Origin of the sequence: Bacteroides sp. PHL 2737 (genome assembly GCF_004115325.2) — a bacterium.
GTDB classification, from domain to species: Bacteria; Bacteroidota; Bacteroidia; order Bacteroidales; family Bacteroidaceae; genus Bacteroides; species Bacteroides hominis.
Genome location: NZ_CP040630.1, coordinates 1,481,779 through 1,502,590 on the forward strand (window position 1 = coordinate 1,481,779; position 20,812 = coordinate 1,502,590).

Below are 20,812 nucleotides of genomic sequence, written 5' to 3' on the forward strand. Positions count from 1 at the left end.
GTGTGTTTAATAAAGTTTATCTATCGTTGCACCGATGTAGTAATGCAATAAAATAGTATCGTATGGGTAACCTTGTTCGCCCATGACGGCTGCTCCTATTTGGCAAAGTCCTACTCCGTGCCCCCATCCGGCACCGGTGAGGATAAACCGTCCCGGTACGTCATCCACGATATCTGCCTTGTCGATGACGAAAGCGGAACTGTAAAGGTGAGATGTAGAGAGTGTACGGCGTATTTCCAGTTCCTTACCGATAGTCATGGTCCGTTTGCTCCCTCTGATTTTTAACTTGACAAGCCGTCCGGAGGTTCCCCGTTCCACCGGAATCAGGTCGAGTATCTGTCCATAATCAATGCCCGAACGTTTCAGGATAAGCTCGGAAAGTTCGTCTTGTTTATACTCTATTTTCCAACGATAGAAGTCGGTGGTCTCCTGATCGTAGTTATTTAAAACCTGAGACAATATTTTCTTGTCTTTTGTGTTACAGAAAGCTTCGGGTGAGGTTCGAATCCATTGGTCGGCTTCGGACTCTACCCGTAGATCGGGCAGTCCGGATCCTGTTTTGCTGTCTCTTTGCTTGGAAAGATACGGATGCTTGATACCTTCCCAACAATATTGGAACTCTTCGAAAGCACCGCCGCAACATTTTGAGAAACGGGCGTCACAAATGTTTCCTTCCCACATAAGTACTTGTCCGCGGGTGGCAGCGATGGCTTGCCTCACCATTTCGGTTGAGGCACGGGTGATGCCTTGGTAGCGCTGGCAATGGTCGTCGGCGCAAACGTCGAAGTGGGTGTGATCTTCACGGTCGTACCATCTGATAAGCTCCTGGCCGGTCTGTGTGAAAGCTGAATAGAGGCTTTGAGATGCCGTAATTGCTTTGTTCTTATGAATTTGGGCCAATAACCAGCTTCTTGAGATCACTGCATGGGCCTTCAGCAGTTCGAGGCTTGCCGTTGCACTCATCTCCGATGAGATGACACTGGTCAGGTAGTCTTCCACATGAATTACATTGATCCCTGTCAGCTTTTCGTTCTCGACAATGATTTTCAATGCTCCCATAAAGCGTTGGTCTTCTTTCCGTTCCCAATGGAAGTTAATGCCGATGGTGACATTCAGTAATTCGAAAGCATCACTTTCTTCGTGCATGGGTTCAAACAGCAATTCGTCATAAAGGTGTCCTTGCCAGCGGATTTGTCCGTCAACATAGGTCACGACCTGTCTGCCGGCAATCTCTTTTCCTTTGATATGGTAAGAGTTCAGCAGTATGAATTCGATTTGAGGTTCGGACAAAATGCCGACCTGTACTTTAGGTTCTTTCATGATCGTTGTTTTATGCGTTCTATCAATGCACGGAAGTCTGCCGGTTTCAAGCATACCTCACTGAGAATGTCGGCAATATCATTTGCTGTGATTTTCTCAAAGTCCTTCTCCAATGGAGTGATGAAAACGCCACCCATATCTACTGACGCCGGGCTGATCAGTATATTGGTATCTCCTTGGGCCATATAACATGCAGGGCGGTGTCTGGCGCGGGGAAAGATACAGACAATCTGTTTGCCTCGTTCTTTCCATGCCAATACATTCATCATCGGCTCCTCTTCGCCGGATTTGAGATTCATGGCTCCGTATACGGCGTTGAACAGTGTGACGGCTGCCTCTTTACTTTCCGATTCAATTAAGAGTGTTGTACGGGGAGAGTCGTCCAGTGCCCATAGAGTGGCAGCTTCATTGGTAATTATTTTCTCTGCCCTTTTCTCCTTCCATTCTTGTTCGATGGGAAGGAAGCCTTTGCTACCGGCCTGGAAATGCATATGGTCGGGGGCTGATGCGCCACATTGGGGGCCGTTGTAGAAGACAATATAATCTTCCGCACAATCAGCCAGATCGAGCATATCAGCAAAACGGTACAAGATGCGCTGGTCGACGTGCTGTAGTTCGGGAACTGTCAGGTGCCTGGGGAATATGGGAAACGGATTGACCAATATCTGATAATGGTCTCCGAAAGGAATCCCCTTTTGCATTGGCGGAAGATGGGCCGGACACAGGAAACACTTACGTTCCTGAATCGACTTGCTGTCTACTTTGGCTGCCGATGAAACAATGCGTGCCGGGTTGAACTGCACTTTGTAAAGACAGCCATTCACTTCTACCTCTTTTACACGTACACGCTTCAACGCATCGTAATTCTTTTGCGCCATTTCCCACGAGGTGAGCTGCTCATTCAGCAGGTTTTGTAATTCCTTGTTCATCTTTGTTTTTTGTTTAATGCGATCCGTGCCTGCAATTCCCAGGTACGGATGCGATCTTTGTAAAGGTTGTGTCCATTCATCTTCACAATGTCGAGTGAGGCGTCCGAGTTATCGTCCCATCGGCGGCAGAGGTAGACAACTTCGTATATACGGCCGATCTGGTAGCGGCGTGAGAAATTCAGTCCCAATGCGTAATCTTCACCATAGCTGGTATTGGGCACTTTCACTTCGCGGAGCATCGGTGTATAGAATGCACGGGGAGCACCCAGACCATTAATACGAAGCGCATTGTTGCGTCCGTTTTCCGGGGTCCACTCTTTATGGTCAATGACGCCCGGCGGAATCATGTTCATATCGAAGTCTGTCATCATGTAGGTGCCTACTACCATGGCACAGTTCTGTTCGTAGAAGGCATTGACCATCAGTTGCAGCGCTCTCTCGTGAGCATATACATCGTCACTGTCCAGTTGCACGGCAAACTTGCCGCACAGGGGGTGGTACACGCCCAGGTTCCAGCAACCGCCGATACCCAGATCGTTACGCTCGGGAATGAGGTGAATCAGGCGGTCATCCTCTTTATATTCGTCGATGGCTTCGGTAGTGCCGTCGGTAGAATGATTGTCGATAACGATCAGATTGAACTTGAATTCTGTTTTTTGGCTGAGCACCGAACGGATGGCATCGCGTATGGTGCGGATGCGGTTACGTACCGGGATTATCACGGAAGCTTCGTATTCAAAGTTATCGGCACTGAACTCTATCTTTTCAAACTCCGGTTTCAGATAACCGCCTATCTCTTTCAGGTGTTCGGTGCAAGTTGCTTCCATTTCGATCTGCCGTTCACGATTCTTCGGGTCTACATAATCGAATATTTTTTCACCACTCTTGCGGGTATCATTCTCTATTTCCGAGTAGAGATATTCGTTGATGTGTACCAGCGGATATTTCTGCGATAGTTTGAGGCGCAGGTCATAGAGACCGGCGAAGTCGTAGCTGGTTTTCATCCTCTTGACAGTCTCTTTCAGGGCTGAGGCCTTGAATAGGAGTACAGAGCCGAAGTCAAAATCGTCACGGAGGCTTCCGAACTGATAGTCGATGACAGGGGCATTGCTCTGCTTACCTTCCGTCACCTGATAGTGGTCGGCATATACCATGCCGGCTCCCGAGTCTTTGGCGATATGAATCATCCGTTCGAGTGCGAACATGCCCAACTCGAGTGTGGTATGTTTGGTATAGAGTAATGCATAGTCTGCATCGGAACGCTCAGCAATGGCGTACATGGCAGCACTGTCAGTGAGTTTGTCCACATAGAGCAGTTCGCATCCCGGCAGTGGATCGATGTCGGGAGAGGTGGCGAGGAGGTAGATTTTCTTCACTAAATCTGTAGCCTGTAATCCTTGAACTGTTTTTTCTGCTTGTGCCACTCCCGCATAGGGGATGAAGCAATTGATTGTTGATTCCATAAGCGATTGACGGTCTCTCCCAAAATCTCTCCTACATTGGAGGGGAGGAGGGATACTGCCGATTATTATTGTTATTATTTCATTTTTTTCTCTCTTTATTGTCTTCCGGCCTGTCACTAAGGCAGGTAGTCTCTTTTTTTATTCATCCGATAGATGCGTAATTCCGATAACCGGAATAAAGCGTTCGTCTCTTTTCACGATCACTCCATTTACATACCGGGGTAAAGAGCTTTACATGCCGGGGTAAAAGGTTTTACACGCCGGGGTAAAAGCCGTTACACGCCGAGGTAAATGCTTTTACATCCGTTCGAAAAAGCCGGTAAATGTAACGCGTTGATAAATAGAGTCATTTATTAAACTACGCATTTACCGGATGAACCTCTCTATTCTCCTCATTACGGGAGGGGAGAACAGTTGAGTCTTCCCACTTCGCCGCCGGTAGCTGTAAACAGTACCTGGTGGCGACTGACGGGAATCACGGTATTAATCAGTGAATTACCGATCTTATGTTTCCACAGTACCTGCCCGGTGCTTGCTTCCAGTGCAAAGATAAGTCCTTCTTTGGTACTACTGAACACTATGCCGTCTTTTTCCATCTGCATGGATGGGGCATGTTCATAGCCGAAACCGACATTAGAGGCCCAGAGCTTTTTCGGGACGTCTCCGATGGTGGAGTAACAGACTACGCTGTCATTCATTGTTTTGCTATAGATCCTTTTTTTGTCGGCGGATAATCCGATGGTTTCGCGTACCATCGACTGGAAGGTACGCCATACAGTTTCTCCTGTCTCCAGGTTGATGGCAGTCATGGCACGTTGCGGGTCGGTGATGAATACTTTTCCGTGTGCAGCTACCGGCCATACGGCAGCGGGTGAGAAGTGCATGCGGGTGAGTCCTCCGGTCCATTTCCAGAGTTCCTTGCCGTTAGTCTTGTCAAGGGCATAGAGCGTATTGTCCCATGCACCGAATATGACTTTGTTTCCTTCTATCAGAGGTTTTGTCTCAACATAGCCCTTGATGCCGGCATAGCTCCACAACACCTTTCCGCTTTTGATGTGGATGGCACGGAAGGTGGAGTCGCTGGCACCGATATAAGCAACTCCTTTTTCAATGGTTACGGCTCCCAATACCGGTTCTCCTGCGGTCACCCGCCAACGTTCTTTACCGGTTCGGGCATCCAGGCCGTAAATGTTATGGTCGGCAGAGCCAAAGACGACGACTCCGTCGGCTACATCGGGAGTGCCTACAATACGTTTCCCGGATTGGAAATTCCACAATTTCTGTCCGCTTTTCAAGGTATAGCAGGTCAGAAAACCCAAGTCGTCACCGACATAGACTTTGTCTTTCCAGACAGCAGGTGAGCAGTAAATACCGGCTCCGGTCTGCACTAACCAGTCTGCTTTCACTTGTGGATATTCTTCGTTCACCGCGAAACTGGGATATTTCACTGCTTTTCCGGAACGGTCGTAATAAGGTTTAGTGAGTGACAAGGCAGCCCATCGTTTCATCGGTTCACCGATACGCTGTTCGTAAGTGATAATAGAATCCGGAGTGACATCAAATATGCCATAACCGCCTATGCCATCTTTGTCCCGTAGGTTTGAGCGGGTGAGAATGCCCGGAATCCCGTCGTACGAGAGGAGACGGTTACGGTGATAGTGCCCTCCGATAAAGGTGCGGATATTGTAGGGACGCACGGCATCGGTGACATCATACCAGTTGTCAACATCTCCATCCAGCATGGGGTAGTGGGTGACCAGAATCACAGGCTTGTCTTTCCCTGCTTTGTTCATTTCCTGTTTCATCCATGTGATGTCTTGCGGCACTACATGCCCGTAGGCCATGCGCATTAGCGGACCGGAATTGAATCCAAGGAACAGGAAGCCTTTGTGTTCAAATTCAAATCGCTCTCCTCCGAAAATATCGCTGAACGCGGTGCATCCGGAGTCGCTCCATTTGGTTTCGTGATTACCCAGTATGACATAGTATTTCACCTTCAACTGGTCGAGTATGGACTTTACAAGCAACATGGTGGCACGGTCACCTTCTTCGGTGAGGTCTCCGGTGACTAATACAAAGTCTATTCCCGGCGTGGTGTTAATCTGTTCGACAGAACGCTTCAAATCTTCTGCCGGTTTCGGGTTGTTGGGACTGAGGTGTATGTCCGTCAGTTGTGCAAAGCGGAAAGAACCTGTTGCCTGTGCCTGCACGGCGGCAGGCAACAGGAAAAACAAAATGATTACGAATATAGAAAGCCTTCTATTCATAGATGATGATTTTATTTGTTATTACTACACTTTTCAGTTTCTTGTCAGTGGGACGGTTACTGCCTTGATGAGGGTATGCACCCTATACGTGCAGTTACTCCACCTGTGTTATCATTGTTCAAAGAAAGCCAGTATGGCTTTCATTAACTGTTCTCTCTCTTCGGGGGTACGTACCGATTCGAACGGGAATCCCAATACACAGGTCTTATAATCTCCTTTATAGGCTATACCGGCACTCAGGTTGTTTTCCGAATATCGCAATACGGTGAATGCTCCCCGGACGGCCGGTTCGATGGCATCGGGCGACTCTACGACATACGATTCCGGATTCAACTCCTGATGGTATGTGTAATTTCCCTTGATTGCAGGGAATGGGGAAGCAACGCCTTTCACTTTTCCGTTACGGGCGGCTTGTCCTGTGCGCCATTTGTATTTCAATACTTCCATCGCGAACTTCTTGTCTTTTTCGTCCGCTTTCGCTAAACGATTATCCCATAGGTCCGATGCTACATAGGCTCCCGATACGAAGAAATTACCCCCTGTCCGGCAATAATCTGAGATGGCATTCTGCATTTCTTCGCTAAAAGTCTTAAACTCCAATGGTTTTACTCCTTCCCGTCCCATCTTGCTCTGACATTGTTTACCCAAAATCAGGTCTACGTATTTGTAGTCGTTCATCCGCAGGACAGGAATGCCCCCTGACGCAGCATCCGTCTGGTTGGCGATACTATCTCTCCCGTTCTTCTTCTTGAGTGAAGAGCAGGGAGTGAGACCACACGATACAAATGAATATCCTGCTTTCAGAATCGCCTCTCCATGTACAGCCGGATAGTCGAATGAGTTTCCGGCAATTACCATTGTCTCGTGCGTACCATAGCTGTCGCCGAATCCGGAGGCGTCGTCGTCCATCCATGGGATCTGTCGACGAAACTCTTTCATCGGACCAATATAGCTGATGTCTGTCTGGTAAGGTACTCCGTGGTCCAGTTCGTCAAGGAATCCGGCCAGGGTGTCTGCATCTGCCGTAAAGTCTGCCGGACCACTGACTCGGCTAAACCCGTTCACTACCAGTACTGTTCCCTTTTCGTTGAGGGCTTTCCCGATAGAAAGAATTTCGGACGGGAAACTTTCACCTCCCTTGTTGAGGGCGGTTACTTTGAAACTGCAAACTACGCCTGAAGGGATGTTTGTCTGGTAATCCGGAGTGTCTACAATCACGCCATTATCAAAGTCTCCTTCTCCAATGCGGGTATATACGATGTATTGGTCTGCTTTTGCGGTAGGTTCCAGCGGATCGTCTACCGGTTGCCATGAAAGCATTATCCGGTTGCCCTCTATGAAGCGCAGGCTTATAGAATCGACGGGCAAAGGCTGTACCACATAATCCATTTTATATTGGGAACAGAGGAATTGCAGCATTCCTTTGTAGATGGCACGGCTGACGGTGAAACGAAAACGAGGATCCAGTCCGTAACGCATGTCGGCAAAGTTCTGGTGAGACAGGAGTTCAAGCAACATGGTTGGTACTCGTGGCACACGGGCCTCATAATAGGACTGGTTCCACATTCCCCGGCGGGTCCATTCCGGTTCATGCAAAGTGCGGATGTCTTTCACGATGTTGGACTGTATCAGGTCGCACAAGTCCCGGGAGGCATACCGTGAAGTGCCATTTGCATATATCCCGTCATAGGCAGAGGTTTGGAAAATACCTAATGTGCCGATAATGGTGTCACCATAGGTGGTGCCGGCATCTGAATGGAAGGCGAAAGCCATGTCTATGGGAATATTCAGTCCTTTTTCAGTGGGGTTGGCAGCCGAACCTCCGGCGAGATAGTTCACCCAAATTCCACGTGATTTATAGTCATCGGTATAATCGTTCTTACCGCGACTGTCTGAGTAAACGCTATCCGGTATGCCTGCCCATTGCATCCAGTAGCGTGCTGCTTCGCAGAAACGAGGGTAGTTACTGATCTCATAAGGATAATCTACACCCCCTTCTTCAGAGATGCTGCGGGCGATGTTTCCATAACCACCGCCTATTTTTACAGCATCGGCTGTCACCAGACGGCCCGCTTTGGAGGATTGGTTGCTGAGGACGACTTTGTGATCGGTTTTGCCTGCACTGAAACTAAAAGTGCCTAAGTAGATCCAGGTTCCTCCTCCCATCTGCTGGTTTACTTTGAACTGTGATGTGCCGCCTTGGTGATAGACGGTGTATAGAGCATCGTCTGTACTGTTGTCCACCGTTTTATAGGAGACATAAACAGCATATCGGCCTGACCGGGGAATTTCGGGGATCCATTCGGCAATGCTTGCGGTTCCTTTCTTAATCGTTTCTGTCTGGCGGTAACTGCCTTCGCAAAAGGGATTCTCAAAGTCTTTGTACGTTGCCCTCAGGTGGGCGAATCCTGTTTTGGCTCCGTTGCTCCATGCCTTACTGCCGTTTTGTTCTGTATAAATTGAGTGTCCGTCTCTGCATCCATCGTTGTCGACAATAATTTCAGTTGTCTGCCAGTCTCTTTCACGAGGAAGAAGGACAGTCGCTCCGGCATTTTCTAACATCGGAACAAGGAAAGGGAGTACATAGCTTTGAGTGTAGAGATCTTCTACGGTCTGAAAAATACGTGCACGCTGCCACTCCCAACGGGTTAGCTTCGGTTCGTAATAAAAGCCGTGACTTTGCCATAAAGCGATGTGCCGGTTCTGTAATCCGTTTGTGGGGGCATACGGAGCAGATAACCGGGTAATCAGGGGGTTGTCTACTTTGTGGCTGAATGTCAGAGTTTTCATCTTGCCCTTTTTACTTCGAAGTGCCAGGGGGATCAGTTCTTCGATGGCATGGTGGTCTGTCCGGATCTGTAATTTCCGTTTGCTCAACTCTGGGGGGAGCAGCGCTTTTACACTCTGATAGATTTCGGCTACGTTGTTTTCGCGGAAAGGAATGTATGAACAGTTCATGTTAGCGAAAAATATCAGTTCGTTTTTTTTCATATTGATAGAATCGATACGGATTTTCCCGATAGAAACTTCTTTCCGGGCAGTTTCATTCAGGAGCTCACCTACTTGGGAGCGTAGGTCTTTGGGCAGGTCTTGCGCTGCTGCGGCTTGTGGGAATAAGCCGGCTGCAAGCAGCAGAATCAGGGAAGTGCGGATTGGTTTCATTGTGATGTTAAGTTAATTGGTTTTCTTAATCAGGAGGCATAGTCCTATAAAAGTGAACAAAGCATTAAATATCAGTAGTTCGTAACTGAATTGATAACCATTGAACCAGGTCTCCGAGTTCTTTTGCAAAATGAAACAGAGGATGGGTGAGAGGATGGCTACCAGGGGGATATATCGGTCACGTACTTGTTTTTTAGTAAAAATGCCAAAGGCGAACAGGCCTAAAATAGGGCCATATGTATAGCTGGCAAGGATGTAGACAGCATCAATAACGCTGGTATTATTCAGTAGATTGAATACGAAGATGACAATTCCCATCACGACCGCCATGCCGACATGTACTCGTTTACGTATCTTTTGTACAGTCTTTTCTGTTTTCCCTTTGCTTCCCAGTATGTCTACGGTGAACGAGGTAGTCAGTGCTGTCAGGGCTGATCCTGCTGCGGAATAAGCTGCTGAAATCAACCCAATGATGAACAAGATGCCCACAATGGCTGGAAAATATCCACCTGTAGCGATCATAGGGAAAAGCTCGTCACTTTTTGCCGGATTTGCGATGCCCTGGCGTGACGTGAAGATGTAGAGCAGTACTCCCAGCATCAGAAATAAGAGGATTATGAAAAATTGGGAGATGCCGCTGGTAATCATATTCTTTTGTGAGTCTTTGAAGTTTTTGCAGCTTAGGTTACGCTGCATCATGTCTTGGTCGAGTCCTGTCATGGCTATCATTGTAAACACACCGGCAAGAAACTGCTTGAAGAAGTAACGTTTGTCATTTACGTCGTCAAAAAAGAACATACGTGACAGGGAACTGTCGGAGATACTGGAAATCATCTCTGTGAAACTGAGCCGCAGATCGGTGGCAATGTAGTAAATACATAGTACGACGGATACTACCAGACAGAATGTTTTCAGTGAATCAGTCCAAATCAATGATTTCACTCCTCCACGGAATGTGTAGAGCCAGACCAATGTTACTGTGAGAATGACATTCAGGATGAAAGGCATGTGAAAAGGTTCGAAAACCAGAAATTGTAATGTGAGGCATACGAGGAATAACCGTACAGCTGCTCCCAGCATTTTGGAGATGAAGAAAAACCATGCTCCTGTCTTATAAGAAGAGGTCCCGAAACGGCTCTCCAAGTACTCATAAATGGATACTAAATTCATCCGGTAGAACAAGGGTATCAAAACAAAGGCTATAACGATTTGTCCGGTTACAAAACCAAGTACCATTTGCAAATATGAGAAATTACTGACTCCAACCATGCCGGGAACCGATACAAAGGTGACTCCGGATATGCTGGAACCAATCATGGCAAAGGCTACCACATACCAAGCCGACTTGCGGTTACCCACAAAGAACCCTTCGTTATCAGCTTTTCTTCCTGCAATGTATGAAATGGTAAACAATATCAGGAAATAAGCAGCAATAGTGATTAATACCGCTATAGGTGTCATGTTTTTCAGATTAATGAATATAATATTTCCGGTTAAGAGTTAATCAATTGTCTGGATAGAGTAGATAAGGCTTTCGCTGTACTTTGAACTTTTCGACATCCTCTTTCCATCTTGCTTTTATTTCGTCGGCATTTTTGCCCTCTTCTATCATTTTACGTACATAGTCCGTACCGATCAGCAACTCAAAAAATGGTCTGAAGAAATGGTCCCCCATATTTAGATTACGATAGGCATCGATTATGTAGGTTAGGTTTACTCCTTTTTTCCATATATCTTCGTCGCTGAGATTGCTTAGATTTACTCCATGACACAATTTATTAAGTTGTGGTGGGTTCTTTGCTCCTGGGACACTTCGAGGAGTAAAACTGTAGTTGTATCCGGTCATATTAGGATGTCCGTAAACTTGGAAAGGTAAACTGGTCCCGCGTCCCAGACTTACCGGGGTCGCTTCAAAGAAGCAGGTAGAAGGATATAGGTAGATCGCTTTCATATTCGGCAGGTTAGGTGAAGGAGGAATGGGCAGGCGATACATCGTCTGGTGAGTGTAGTTCTTACAAGGAATGACTGTCACATCACAAGTCCGTGAGGAGGGCAACCAACCCTCACCGTTGACCATCAGGGCTAACTCACCCAGTGTCATTCCATGTACAATGGGAATAGGTAATCCGCCTACTCCTGATTTATATTTCATATCCAATATTGGTCCATCGACATAATGCCCATTCGGATTGGGGCGATCCAGGATAAGAACCTTGCGGTTGTATTCAGAACAGGCATCCATCAGCCGTACCATGGATATGTAATAAGTATAGAAGCGCAGCCCTACATCTTGTATATCTACAATCAATATGTCGAACTTTCGTATGGAACTCTCACTGGGTTTCTTGGATTTTCCATCGTAGAGAGAAAGAATGGGGACTCCTGTTTTTGAATCTACTGTACTGGATACATGCTCACCGGCATCGGCATTCCCTCGGAAACCATGTTCGGGAGAGAAAATAGCGACTACATTGAACTTGTTTTCCAGCAAAACATCCAGAAGATGCTTGTTTCCTATCATTCCGGTATGATTGGAAAAAATAGCTATTCGCTTATTTTTCAGGATAGGAAAGTATTCATTGGTTTGCTCGGCACCTACAATTACCTCCTTCTTTTGTGCCTGACAAAAGAGAGTACTGCATAATAAAGTGAGTATAAGTAGGATCTTTTTCATAAAAATAGTATTAGCAGGAATTTCTTTGTAGCAAAGATAGTCTTTATTTTAATATCAAAAACATATATTCAGATATATTTTATATTATAATCAATAATTTGCAAATTGAATCTTTATCTGAAGCTATAAGGTAAAATATAAAACTCTTCCTATTTCTATGGTTCAAATCGTTATAGAAATAGAATGGGCTTTGTATTTTGCTGAGTATCCCTGATTACCAACCGGGGATGTTGAGGCCTAATTGCGGATTTTACGCAATTGATAATGTCTTAAAGTATAATTCTCCGCAGCCTGTGCCATTATCATATCCTAAGAGTTGTTCATAAAATGTATTCACATAGCCGGATATATTTCTTTCATTAGGGCATTTAGTTCATGAGAATTGCCACGTACTGAGTTCTGATCTACTCTGTATCTTCATTGACTTCTGTTGGGGGGAGAAGTATTTATTTTTTTCTCCCTGGGAATTTCAATACACTGTCGGCAATCTACTGGTTTAATGGCTGTATTATTGAAGTTAAATATATAGTTGGCATTTGAAGTTAATCCTTTGATAATATTTGCTTTAAGGAAAGCTTCCATATGGGTATAAGAACTGTTGGTTTAGTCATTTACTGTTTGCTTGAGGATATGAGGCAAAGTTCTTTATGCCAACTTCCTGATAAGTCCCATTAGAACTTATATGAAAATTAGTGTACTTATATATCTGCACCTGTTCTGAGTAGTTAATCTTCTAATTAGCACTAATAATATGCGTCCAATCCAACACAAGTCCTGTAAGTATCTGGCAACCTGTTTTTTGATATTGATAGTTTTAAAATAAGTCATAATATATCAATGTTATGTTAAATCAAAGTGTCTTCTAATGAACTGATGACTTCTATTGCATATAGATAATCATCACATTATTATATATATAAAAGATTCTCGGATATTAGGTTATGGATAAAAGAGTATATTAGATAATATTGTTTTTGACGATCTCAAATATTCGGCATATGCAGAAAAAACACATGGATTTTTCTACCAACTATAAATAAAGTTTTGGGGTGGTTATTGCGTTATAGAAAAACTTTCCGATCAAAATAAATTAAATTACAAAAAATGTTATATATTTGTATCCAAATCAAAAAAAACTGCGAAATGAAACTTATTGCGGAAAGTGGTTCTACAAGAACAGAGTGGGCATTGGTTGAAGACAATCATCTCGTACAACGTGTGTTTACCGAGGGGTTAAACCCTTTCTTTCAGACCAGAAGAGAAATTAGCAGAAGTGTCAGACTAGGATTACCGGAGTCTTTCTTCAAAAAGAAACTGGACCAAGTATATTATTATGGTGCCGGATGTAGTTCATATAAAAAGAAAAACATTTTAGGTGCTTCCTTAGTAGCACAGTTTAAAACTCCTATCCAAGTTGAAAGTGACTTGTTGGCAGCGGCTCGAGGACTATTCAAATGTGAATCTGGAATTGCCTGTATTTTAGGTACCGGATCGAACTCATGTTTTTACGATGGTAAAATCGTTGTCAAAAATGTGAAAGCTGCAGGATATATTCTCGGTGACGAAGGCAGTGGAGCTGTTCTCGGAAAACTATTTTTAGCTGATCTTCTTAAAGGGTTAGCTCCCAAAGAATTGGCGAGTGAATTCCATGAAAAATTTCGCATATCTGCCAATGATGTGATGGAATCTGTATATAATTTACCTTTCCCTAACCGTTTTTTAGGTACGATTGCATATTTTTTAGGAGATTATATGGACAATGAATACGTATATAATTTGTTAACCAATAATCTGCGAAGCTTCTTTAACCGTAGCGTGTGCCAATACGATTATATGAATTATCCTATTCGGTTTGTAGGATCACTTGCCTATGCGTATTCAGATACTTTGCGTAAAGTAGCCAGAGAATTTGGAGTGGAGATTGACGTTATAGAAGAAACTCCAATGAATGGCTTAATTGAATTTCATTCAATGAACATTGAAGAACCTTAAAAATACACAGCTATATCTAAATAATAGTTTCGAACTCTTAAATACCGCATTTTTATCTGTCAGTATGAGCCAAAACTCTTAAAGTCAAATCACTCTCTATGTGAATATATAGATATAAATCTAAAATATAATAAATATTTGTTCTTGATATTAAAATAATATATATCTTTGCTATGATGAAACTCGGAAGGGTTTTGAACCTTTGTTAATAATGGACAATTTATCTCTTAAAAGAACCATAAAGCTAATTGACATTAATTAAACTGGCGAAAACCAAAGTTCTAATGGAACTTTAACTCAGTTAATAATAGAGATAATATAAAAATTAAAACCTTTAAATGACAAGAAGCCTATGATGAATAAACAACCTCTTGTGGTGGGATGATTCCCACTTCCTAATTTTACCTTACCTGCATTTTGAGAAATCAATCGATTAACAAACAATTTAATCATCTATCTTTTATGAATGAAGATCGCAAGAAACGAGGACTAGCAAACAGCAAGCTCCTTACGGCCGTGGCAATAACTGCTTTGTTTATAGGCAGTGGTAATGCGGTGGCTGCTTCAACTGCTTCCGGCAGTGCTTATGAAGTGACAGAACAATTACAGTCGCAAGCTATTAGTGGTGTAGTGACTGATGCAAACGGAGAGCCTGTTATTGGTGCCAGTGTTTCAGAGAAAGGGACAACAAATGGTACTATTACAGATATTAATGGCAAATTCAGTTTAAATGTTAAACCCGGGGCTGTCTTGAAAGTCACATTTGTGGGCTATAAGCCACATGAAGTGAAAGCTACAAGAATAATGAAAATCATCTTGAAAGAGGACAGTGAGCTTTTGGATGAAGTTGTGGTTGTAGGTTATGGCACTCAAAAGAAAGAGAACCTGACAGGTGCAGTGGCTTCAGTAGATGTGAATAAAACACTAAGTAGCCGTCCGATTGCGGATGTTGGACGTGGCTTGCAAGGAACGACACCGGGACTTTCTGTTGTAATCCCGAGTGGAGAAATTGGTTCGGATCCTACCATGAAGATCCGTGGCCAGATTGGGTCTATTAACGGAGGTTCCGCTCCGCTTATTTTAATGGACAATGTTGAGATTCCAAGTATTCAGATGGTCAATCCGGACGATATTGAATCTATTTCAGTTTTGAAAGATGCGGCAGCATCTTCTATTTATGGTGCAAAAGCTGCGTTTGGTGTTGTATTGATTACTACTAAAAAAGGAGCTAAGCAGGAAAGTATAAATGTGAGCTACTCCGGAAACTTTTCTTGGCAGAATATTTCCAAGAAAATGGAGATGGGAGGAATTGATGCCTTGGAGTATTCGGTCGAAGCTTTTAAACGTGTGGGAGGAACCGTAGCCGGTGCATTTGTTCAGATTACTGAAGAGGGTCTTGTCAAAGCCAAAGAGTGGGACCAAAAGTATGGTGGCAAGTTAGGTCCTAATGATCCTTACGTGTATGGTCGTGACTGGTATGTAGACGCTAATAACCGTAAGATTGGTTTGAGAACTTTCGATCCATATGATTATATGATTAAAGAGTGGACTCCCTCAATGACTCATAATCTCTCGGTTAATGGTAAAAGTGGACGTACGACTTATAATATTGGCTTCGGTTATCTGGATCAAACAGGACTGATGAAACCGGCGAAAGATGATGATTTTAAGCGCTATAATGGTTCTTTGAGAATCAGTACCGATATTAATAAATATGTCACAGTGAGAGCTGGAGCCATGTATTCTAAACGTGAAAAGAGATACGCCTATGCTACCTCCTCTACTACTGCTGATCCTTGGTTGTATTTATACCGCTGGGGACCGAACATGCCGATGGGGTATGATGATGAAGGAAATATTATCCGCAGCCCGCATTCGGAAGTAGCTCAAGCCAATACGGCATCACGTGCATACAACTATATAAATGTAAACGTAGGGGCTACGGTCAATATTATGAAAAACTGGAAGTTGGATATTGACTATACACATGCTGCCAATGAATATGTACTTAAAACTCCTGGTACCCGCTATACAGCTCTTAATTCATGGGGTGGAGCAGTAGCTAAAAATGATGCCAGTGGTAATCGTATTTATGTCAATGAAGCCGGTGAAACAGTTGCTGCCGGAACTCCGGGAGCAATGCCTGCCTATAAATTAGGTATGACAGAGTATACGGCTCATGGAGCGAATCCCGACCATATGTATCGACGTTCTGAGACAACGAATCAGGACACTTGGAATATTTCTACTACATATGACTGGAAAGTAGATAAGAATAATGCGTTTAAGTTCTTGGTCGGCATGAACCGGGTGACTTATGATGAAGAATACAACTGGTCGCGGAAAGGTGACTTATCTGATATTACCAATCCACAGTTTGACCTCGCTGTAGGTTTACAAGAGGCAAGTGGAGGATACGATTGGGAGGGTCAACTCGGGTTCTTCGGACGTATCAATTACGCTTTAAAGGATAGATACTTATTGGAGGCTAATCTCCGTTATGATGCAACTTCCAAATTTCCGGATAACTTGCAATGGCGATGGTTCCCATCTTTTTCAGCCGGATGGCGTGCAAGTGAAGAAGCTTTCATGCAGTGGATGAAACCTGCTGTCACATCATTGAAATTCAGAGGGTCGTGGGGTATTATCGGTGACCAGACTGTATCCAATTCTTTATATATCCCCACCATGTCTACCGGTCAACTGAATTGGCTGGACGAGAGTGGAAATAAGCTGGTTTATGTAAGTACACCCAGTGCAGTGGCAAGTAACATCACTTGGCAGGACATTCAGACTGTCGATGTTGGCTTGGATGCACGTTTTCTGGATGGCGAACTCGGTTTAACTGTTGACTGGTATCAACGTGATACAAAAAATATGATTGTCCCGGGTGCCGGTGTTACTTTGGCGTTTGGTACCGGAGCCCCGAAAGGAAATTTTGGATCTTTGAGAACCAGAGGATGGGAAATCGCACTTGATTACAATCACCGTTTTTCTAACGGATTAGGTATAAATGCGATGGCTACCCTGTCTGATGCTGAAACAGAGATTACTAAATATAGTGATACCCGGGTCGTTAGTGATTGGTATGTTGGTAAAAAGTATGGAGAGATCTGGGGATATCAGACGGAACGTCTATATCAGAAAGATGATTTCGTATATAATGGAGATCAGATTGTGACAACTTGGGCTTTGAATGGTAAAGAGGTTGCTCAGGGAACTAAAGGTGCTAAAAAAGTGAATAAACTGAAAGGGGATAATCCTGTTTATCAGGACTTTTTGCAGAGTGGCAACTTTGTTTTTGGTCCGGGTGACGTAAAATTTGCTGATTTGAATGGCGACGGATTGATTGATTCCGGAAGTGGAACAGTCGATGATCCGGGTGACCGTAAAGTAATCGGTAATTCTACTCCGCGCTACGAATATGGTTTCCGTTTGGGAGCCGACTATAAGGGGTTTGATTTTTCTGTATTCTTCCAAGGTGTTGGCAAACGCGAAGTTTGGGGTAATGGTTTTCTTGCCATTGCCGGATATAACTCTTCGGATGGTGCCATGCCTCAGGCTATTGCCGGAAATTATTGGCGGGAAGACCGTACTGATGCTTTTTATCCGCGTCCTTACAATTTAGCCGGTTCCAATAACTCTTTGAATATGGTAACTCAGTCGCGTTACCTTCTCGATATGTCTTATTTGAGAATGAAAAATATCACGATAGGTTACTCCATACCTGCCGATATCCTACGAAAAGTGCGGATGCAGAAAGCGCGTATCTATATGTCTTTAGAGAACTTTGTGACTTGGGATAATTTGAATGGTCTGCCTATCGATCCGGAAGAGGTACAAGGATTTTCGATGTTTAATACAGATAATTATAATTCGGGTCGTACCGGTGTCGGAACTCCTACTTTTAAGAGCTTGTCCGTTGGTATTCAGTTGAATTTCTAAAATAAAGAACAATATGAAAAAATATATATTTACTTTACTTTCACTTGCCGCACTGAGTTTCACCAGTTGCGATGATGTGTTAGACCGTCCTCAGTTGACGAAACCGGTTGATACGAACTATTGGCGAAGCGAAACAGATTTCCGTCTGTATGCCAATGAATGTTATCCTAATTACTTTGTTGGCTATAACAATACATGGGGAGTGGATTATGCTCCGTTGCGTGGATATTATTTTTCGGATGATAACGCATGGGCAGGAAAGCAGTCTGTGATGGAAAATGCCGTTCCGTCCAGCAGGGGATCGAGCAGCTTGTCTACCGGTAGCGACCTTTGGTTGACTAAGTATGGAAGTGCAACTTGGAATTTTGCATGGGTACGTAAAATTAATACGATGATCGACAGACTTGATATGTATGGCAAAGTAAACCTGACAGAAGAAGCATACAATCACTGGATGGGGGTTGCCCGCTTCTTCCGGGCATTCGAATATCATCGTTTGGTCTGGTCTTTTGGAGACGTCCCCTATTTTGATAAGGTTTTTGTGGAGACAGACGCAGCTCAAATGTATAAAGACAGGACGCCGAGAGCTGAAGTCATGGAGAAGGTTTATGACGATTTGAAGTTTGCTTTTGAGAATCTTCGTTTGTCAGACGGTGCGATGTATTTGAATAAAGATATAGCAGCCGGCTTTATTACCCGGATTATGTTGTATGAAGGCACTTGGCAGAAATATCATAATTTAGATCAGGCATTGGCAAAAAAATATCTGGAATTTGCCAAGGAAGCGGGTGATTATGTGATTGGTACCGGGAAATATGCGATTTCCGGAGATTTCAGAAGCCTGTTCGGTTCTCAGGACTTGAAGGGACACAAAGAGATGTTGATGTACAGGCACTATGATGCTGCGAATGCGACACATCACGTGGCTTCTTATTCGAATGGTTACGAGGGGCAGTCCCCGTCTCCTAATCTGGCATTGGCTAAGTCATTCTTATGTAATGATGGTAAACCGTATGAAGCATCAGCAGTGCCTGATGCCGCGAAACTGGATATCAAACACATGGTTAAAACCCGTGATCCCCGTTTTGAAGCTACCTTCTGGGATGAACCGAGAGTACAGGCCAGTACGCTTTTATACGCTTGTAAATTTATCGACCGCACCGGGCCAACATACTGGAATGCTGCAACTATACCACCTCAGTACGGAAGCATGACCAACACCAACGATGCTCCTGTTATGCGTTATTCCGAAGTGCTTTTGAACTGGATAGAAGCTAAAGCAGAGTTGGCAATCATGGGAGAAGCGGCAGTCACACAAGGTGATATTGATATTTCAATCAATGCGATTCGCAATAGAGATCTCGACGCTGAGGCTATTGCTAAAGGGGTACAGAAAACAGCTCCGATGAAACTTGCCGATATCACTGAAGCTTTTGCACCCGATCGTGATGCCGATGTGCCTGCTTTGATTTGGGAGATCCGTCGTGAACGTCGTATGGAATTTGTATACGAGCATACTCGTTTGGCCGATATCAGACGTTGGAAGAAACTCGACTATATGGATAATAATAAATACCCGGATACGATGTTAGGATTGTGGATTAACCTGAAAGAAGAACTTCCTTCTTATCTGGAACAGGGTAAAGACGGAAAGTATACCGCTTATCAGGTTCGTAAGATGGACGGTACCGTGGTTACTTATGATGGTAGTAATGCTGACGATATGGTTGGCTTCTTTGTTCCGCTGAAGGCGGTAGCCCGTGATGTGTTTGGCGATGAATGTTATTTGGCTCCTGTGGGCAAAGCACAAATCGATCAGTATGCCGATCAGGGTTATAAATTGAGTCAAACTCCCGGTTGGGAGAATAAGTAAATAAAAAGGGGAAGCACCGCTTCCCCTTTTTTGATTTGATATGAATATTTTGGCTTATCCGATATTTCCTTCTTTAATCAGGTATTCGGCAATCTGAACAGCGTTCAGTGCGGCACCTTTCTTAATCTGGTCACCTACAATCCAGAAAGTCAGTCCGCAGTCATTGGTCAAGTCTTTGCGGATACGGCCAACGTAAACAGGGTCTTTGCCTGCCAGGAACAGCGGCATCGGATAGTCTTTTTCTGCCGGATTGTCCTGAAGTACCAATCCTTCGCCTTTGGCAAAAGCTTCACGAGCCTCTTCTACGGAAATAGGACGTTCTGTTTCTACCCAGATGCTTTCGGAATGTGCACGAAGTGCCGGAACACGTACGCAAGTAGCACTAACCTTTACGTCAGAATGCATGATTTTGCGGGTTTCGTTAAACATCTTCATTTCTTCTTTTGTATATCCGTTTTCTGTAAATACGTCAATCTGAGGAATCAGATTGAAGGCCAGCTGGTATGCAAACTTCTCAACAGTGACAGGTTCATTGGCCAAAACCTGGCGATACTGTTCATAAAGTTCGTCCATAGCGGCTGCGCCGGCACCACTGGCTGCCTGATAAGTAGATACATGCACGGTTTTTATATGAGAAAGCTCTTCGATGGCTTTCAGTGCGACAACCATCTGGATGGTTGTGCAATTCGGGTTAGCGATCACGCCGCGCGGACGATCTTTAGCATCGGCTGCATTCACTTCGGGCACCACCAAAGGTACATCTGCATCCATACGGAAAGCGCTGGAATTATCGATCATTACCGCACCATATTGGGTAATGGTTTTCTCGAATTCCTTAGATGTGCCTGCACCGGCCGAAGTGAAAGCAATGTCCACCCCTTTAAAGTCATCGTTGTGTTGCAGAAGTTTGACCTCGATCTGTTTACCGCGGAAAGTATATTTGGTCCCGGCACTACGTTTAGAGCCGAACAAAACTAACTCGTCCAACGGGAAATTTCTCTCATCGAGCACGCGCAGGAACTCTTGTCCTACGGCTCCGCTTACGCCAACAATAGCTACTTTCATCTTTTTCTTTTGTTTTATGTGAATACTCATCCTCTACAATTTAAATCAATCGTAAGGATTTGGCTGCAAAATTATAACATTTTGCAATATAATAAGCATTTTAGGGAGAAGATTTCTCATTG

At 44.2% G+C, this 20,812-nt stretch carries 11 protein-coding genes; 3 read left to right on the forward strand and 8 right to left on the reverse strand.

Annotated features, from left to right (window positions below; all coding sequences use genetic code 11):
* Nucleotides 1-6: 6 nt before the first annotated feature.
* The 7 genes from DBK98_RS06160 to DBK98_RS06190 form a co-directional block, all read right to left on the reverse strand.
* On the reverse strand, nt 7-1,320 hold the full coding sequence (locus DBK98_RS06160) for a SpoIID/LytB domain-containing protein (RefSeq protein WP_005811914.1): 1,314 nt from the start codon (nt 1,318-1,320) through the stop codon (nt 7-9).
* Nucleotides 1,317-2,249, reverse strand: a complete 933-nt coding sequence (locus DBK98_RS06165) for a DUF4922 domain-containing protein (RefSeq protein WP_005811912.1) — start codon at nt 2,247-2,249, stop codon at nt 1,317-1,319. Before DBK98_RS06165 ends, DBK98_RS06160 begins: the two co-directional genes overlap by 4 nt.
* Nucleotides 2,246-3,712, reverse strand: coding sequence for a glycosyltransferase family A protein (locus tag DBK98_RS06170; protein WP_005811909.1), 1,467 nt, complete (start codon nt 3,710-3,712; stop codon nt 2,246-2,248). Before DBK98_RS06170 ends, DBK98_RS06165 begins: the two co-directional genes overlap by 4 nt.
* Nucleotides 3,713-4,107: 395 nt before the next feature.
* A complete protein-coding gene (locus tag DBK98_RS06175) occupies nt 4,108-5,979 on the reverse strand; it encodes a PQQ-binding-like beta-propeller repeat protein (protein ID WP_005811906.1) in 1,872 nt (623 codons plus the stop codon).
* Between the two features lie 111 nt (nt 5,980-6,090).
* Nucleotides 6,091-9,141, reverse strand: a complete 3,051-nt coding sequence (locus tag DBK98_RS06180) for a xanthan lyase (RefSeq protein WP_032535547.1) — start codon at nt 9,139-9,141, stop codon at nt 6,091-6,093.
* 12 nt (nt 9,142-9,153) lie between these two features.
* On the reverse strand, nt 9,154-10,602 hold the full coding sequence (locus tag DBK98_RS06185) for a sodium:solute symporter (RefSeq protein ID WP_032535546.1): 1,449 nt from the start codon (nt 10,600-10,602) through the stop codon (nt 9,154-9,156).
* 43 nt (nt 10,603-10,645) lie between these two features.
* On the reverse strand, nt 10,646-11,815 hold the full coding sequence (locus DBK98_RS06190) for an exo-beta-N-acetylmuramidase NamZ domain-containing protein (protein WP_005811900.1): 1,170 nt from the start codon (nt 11,813-11,815) through the stop codon (nt 10,646-10,648).
* A 1,143-nt stretch (nt 11,816-12,958) separates the two neighbouring features.
* Between DBK98_RS06190 and DBK98_RS06195 the strand changes: the two genes are divergently transcribed.
* The 3 genes from DBK98_RS06195 to DBK98_RS06205 all read left to right on the forward strand — a co-directional run bounded on the left by DBK98_RS06195 (nt 12,959) and on the right by DBK98_RS06205 (nt 19,625).
* On the forward strand, nt 12,959-13,807 hold the full coding sequence (locus tag DBK98_RS06195) for a hypothetical protein (RefSeq protein ID WP_032531130.1): 849 nt from the start codon (nt 12,959-12,961) through the stop codon (nt 13,805-13,807).
* A 462-nt stretch (nt 13,808-14,269) separates the two neighbouring features.
* Nucleotides 14,270-17,752, forward strand: a complete 3,483-nt coding sequence (locus DBK98_RS06200; protein ID WP_005811893.1) for a TonB-dependent receptor — start codon at nt 14,270-14,272, stop codon at nt 17,750-17,752.
* Between the two features lie 13 nt (nt 17,753-17,765).
* Entirely contained in the window at nt 17,766-19,625 is a 1,860-nt protein-coding gene (locus DBK98_RS06205) for a RagB/SusD family nutrient uptake outer membrane protein (RefSeq protein ID WP_005811892.1), read from the forward strand.
* Between the two features lie 54 nt (nt 19,626-19,679).
* Here DBK98_RS06205 and DBK98_RS06210 read toward each other — a convergent pair whose 3' ends face one another.
* Nucleotides 19,680-20,690, reverse strand: coding sequence for an aspartate-semialdehyde dehydrogenase (locus DBK98_RS06210; protein WP_005779051.1), 1,011 nt, complete (start codon nt 20,688-20,690; stop codon nt 19,680-19,682).
* Nucleotides 20,691-20,812: the final 122 nt, after the last annotated feature.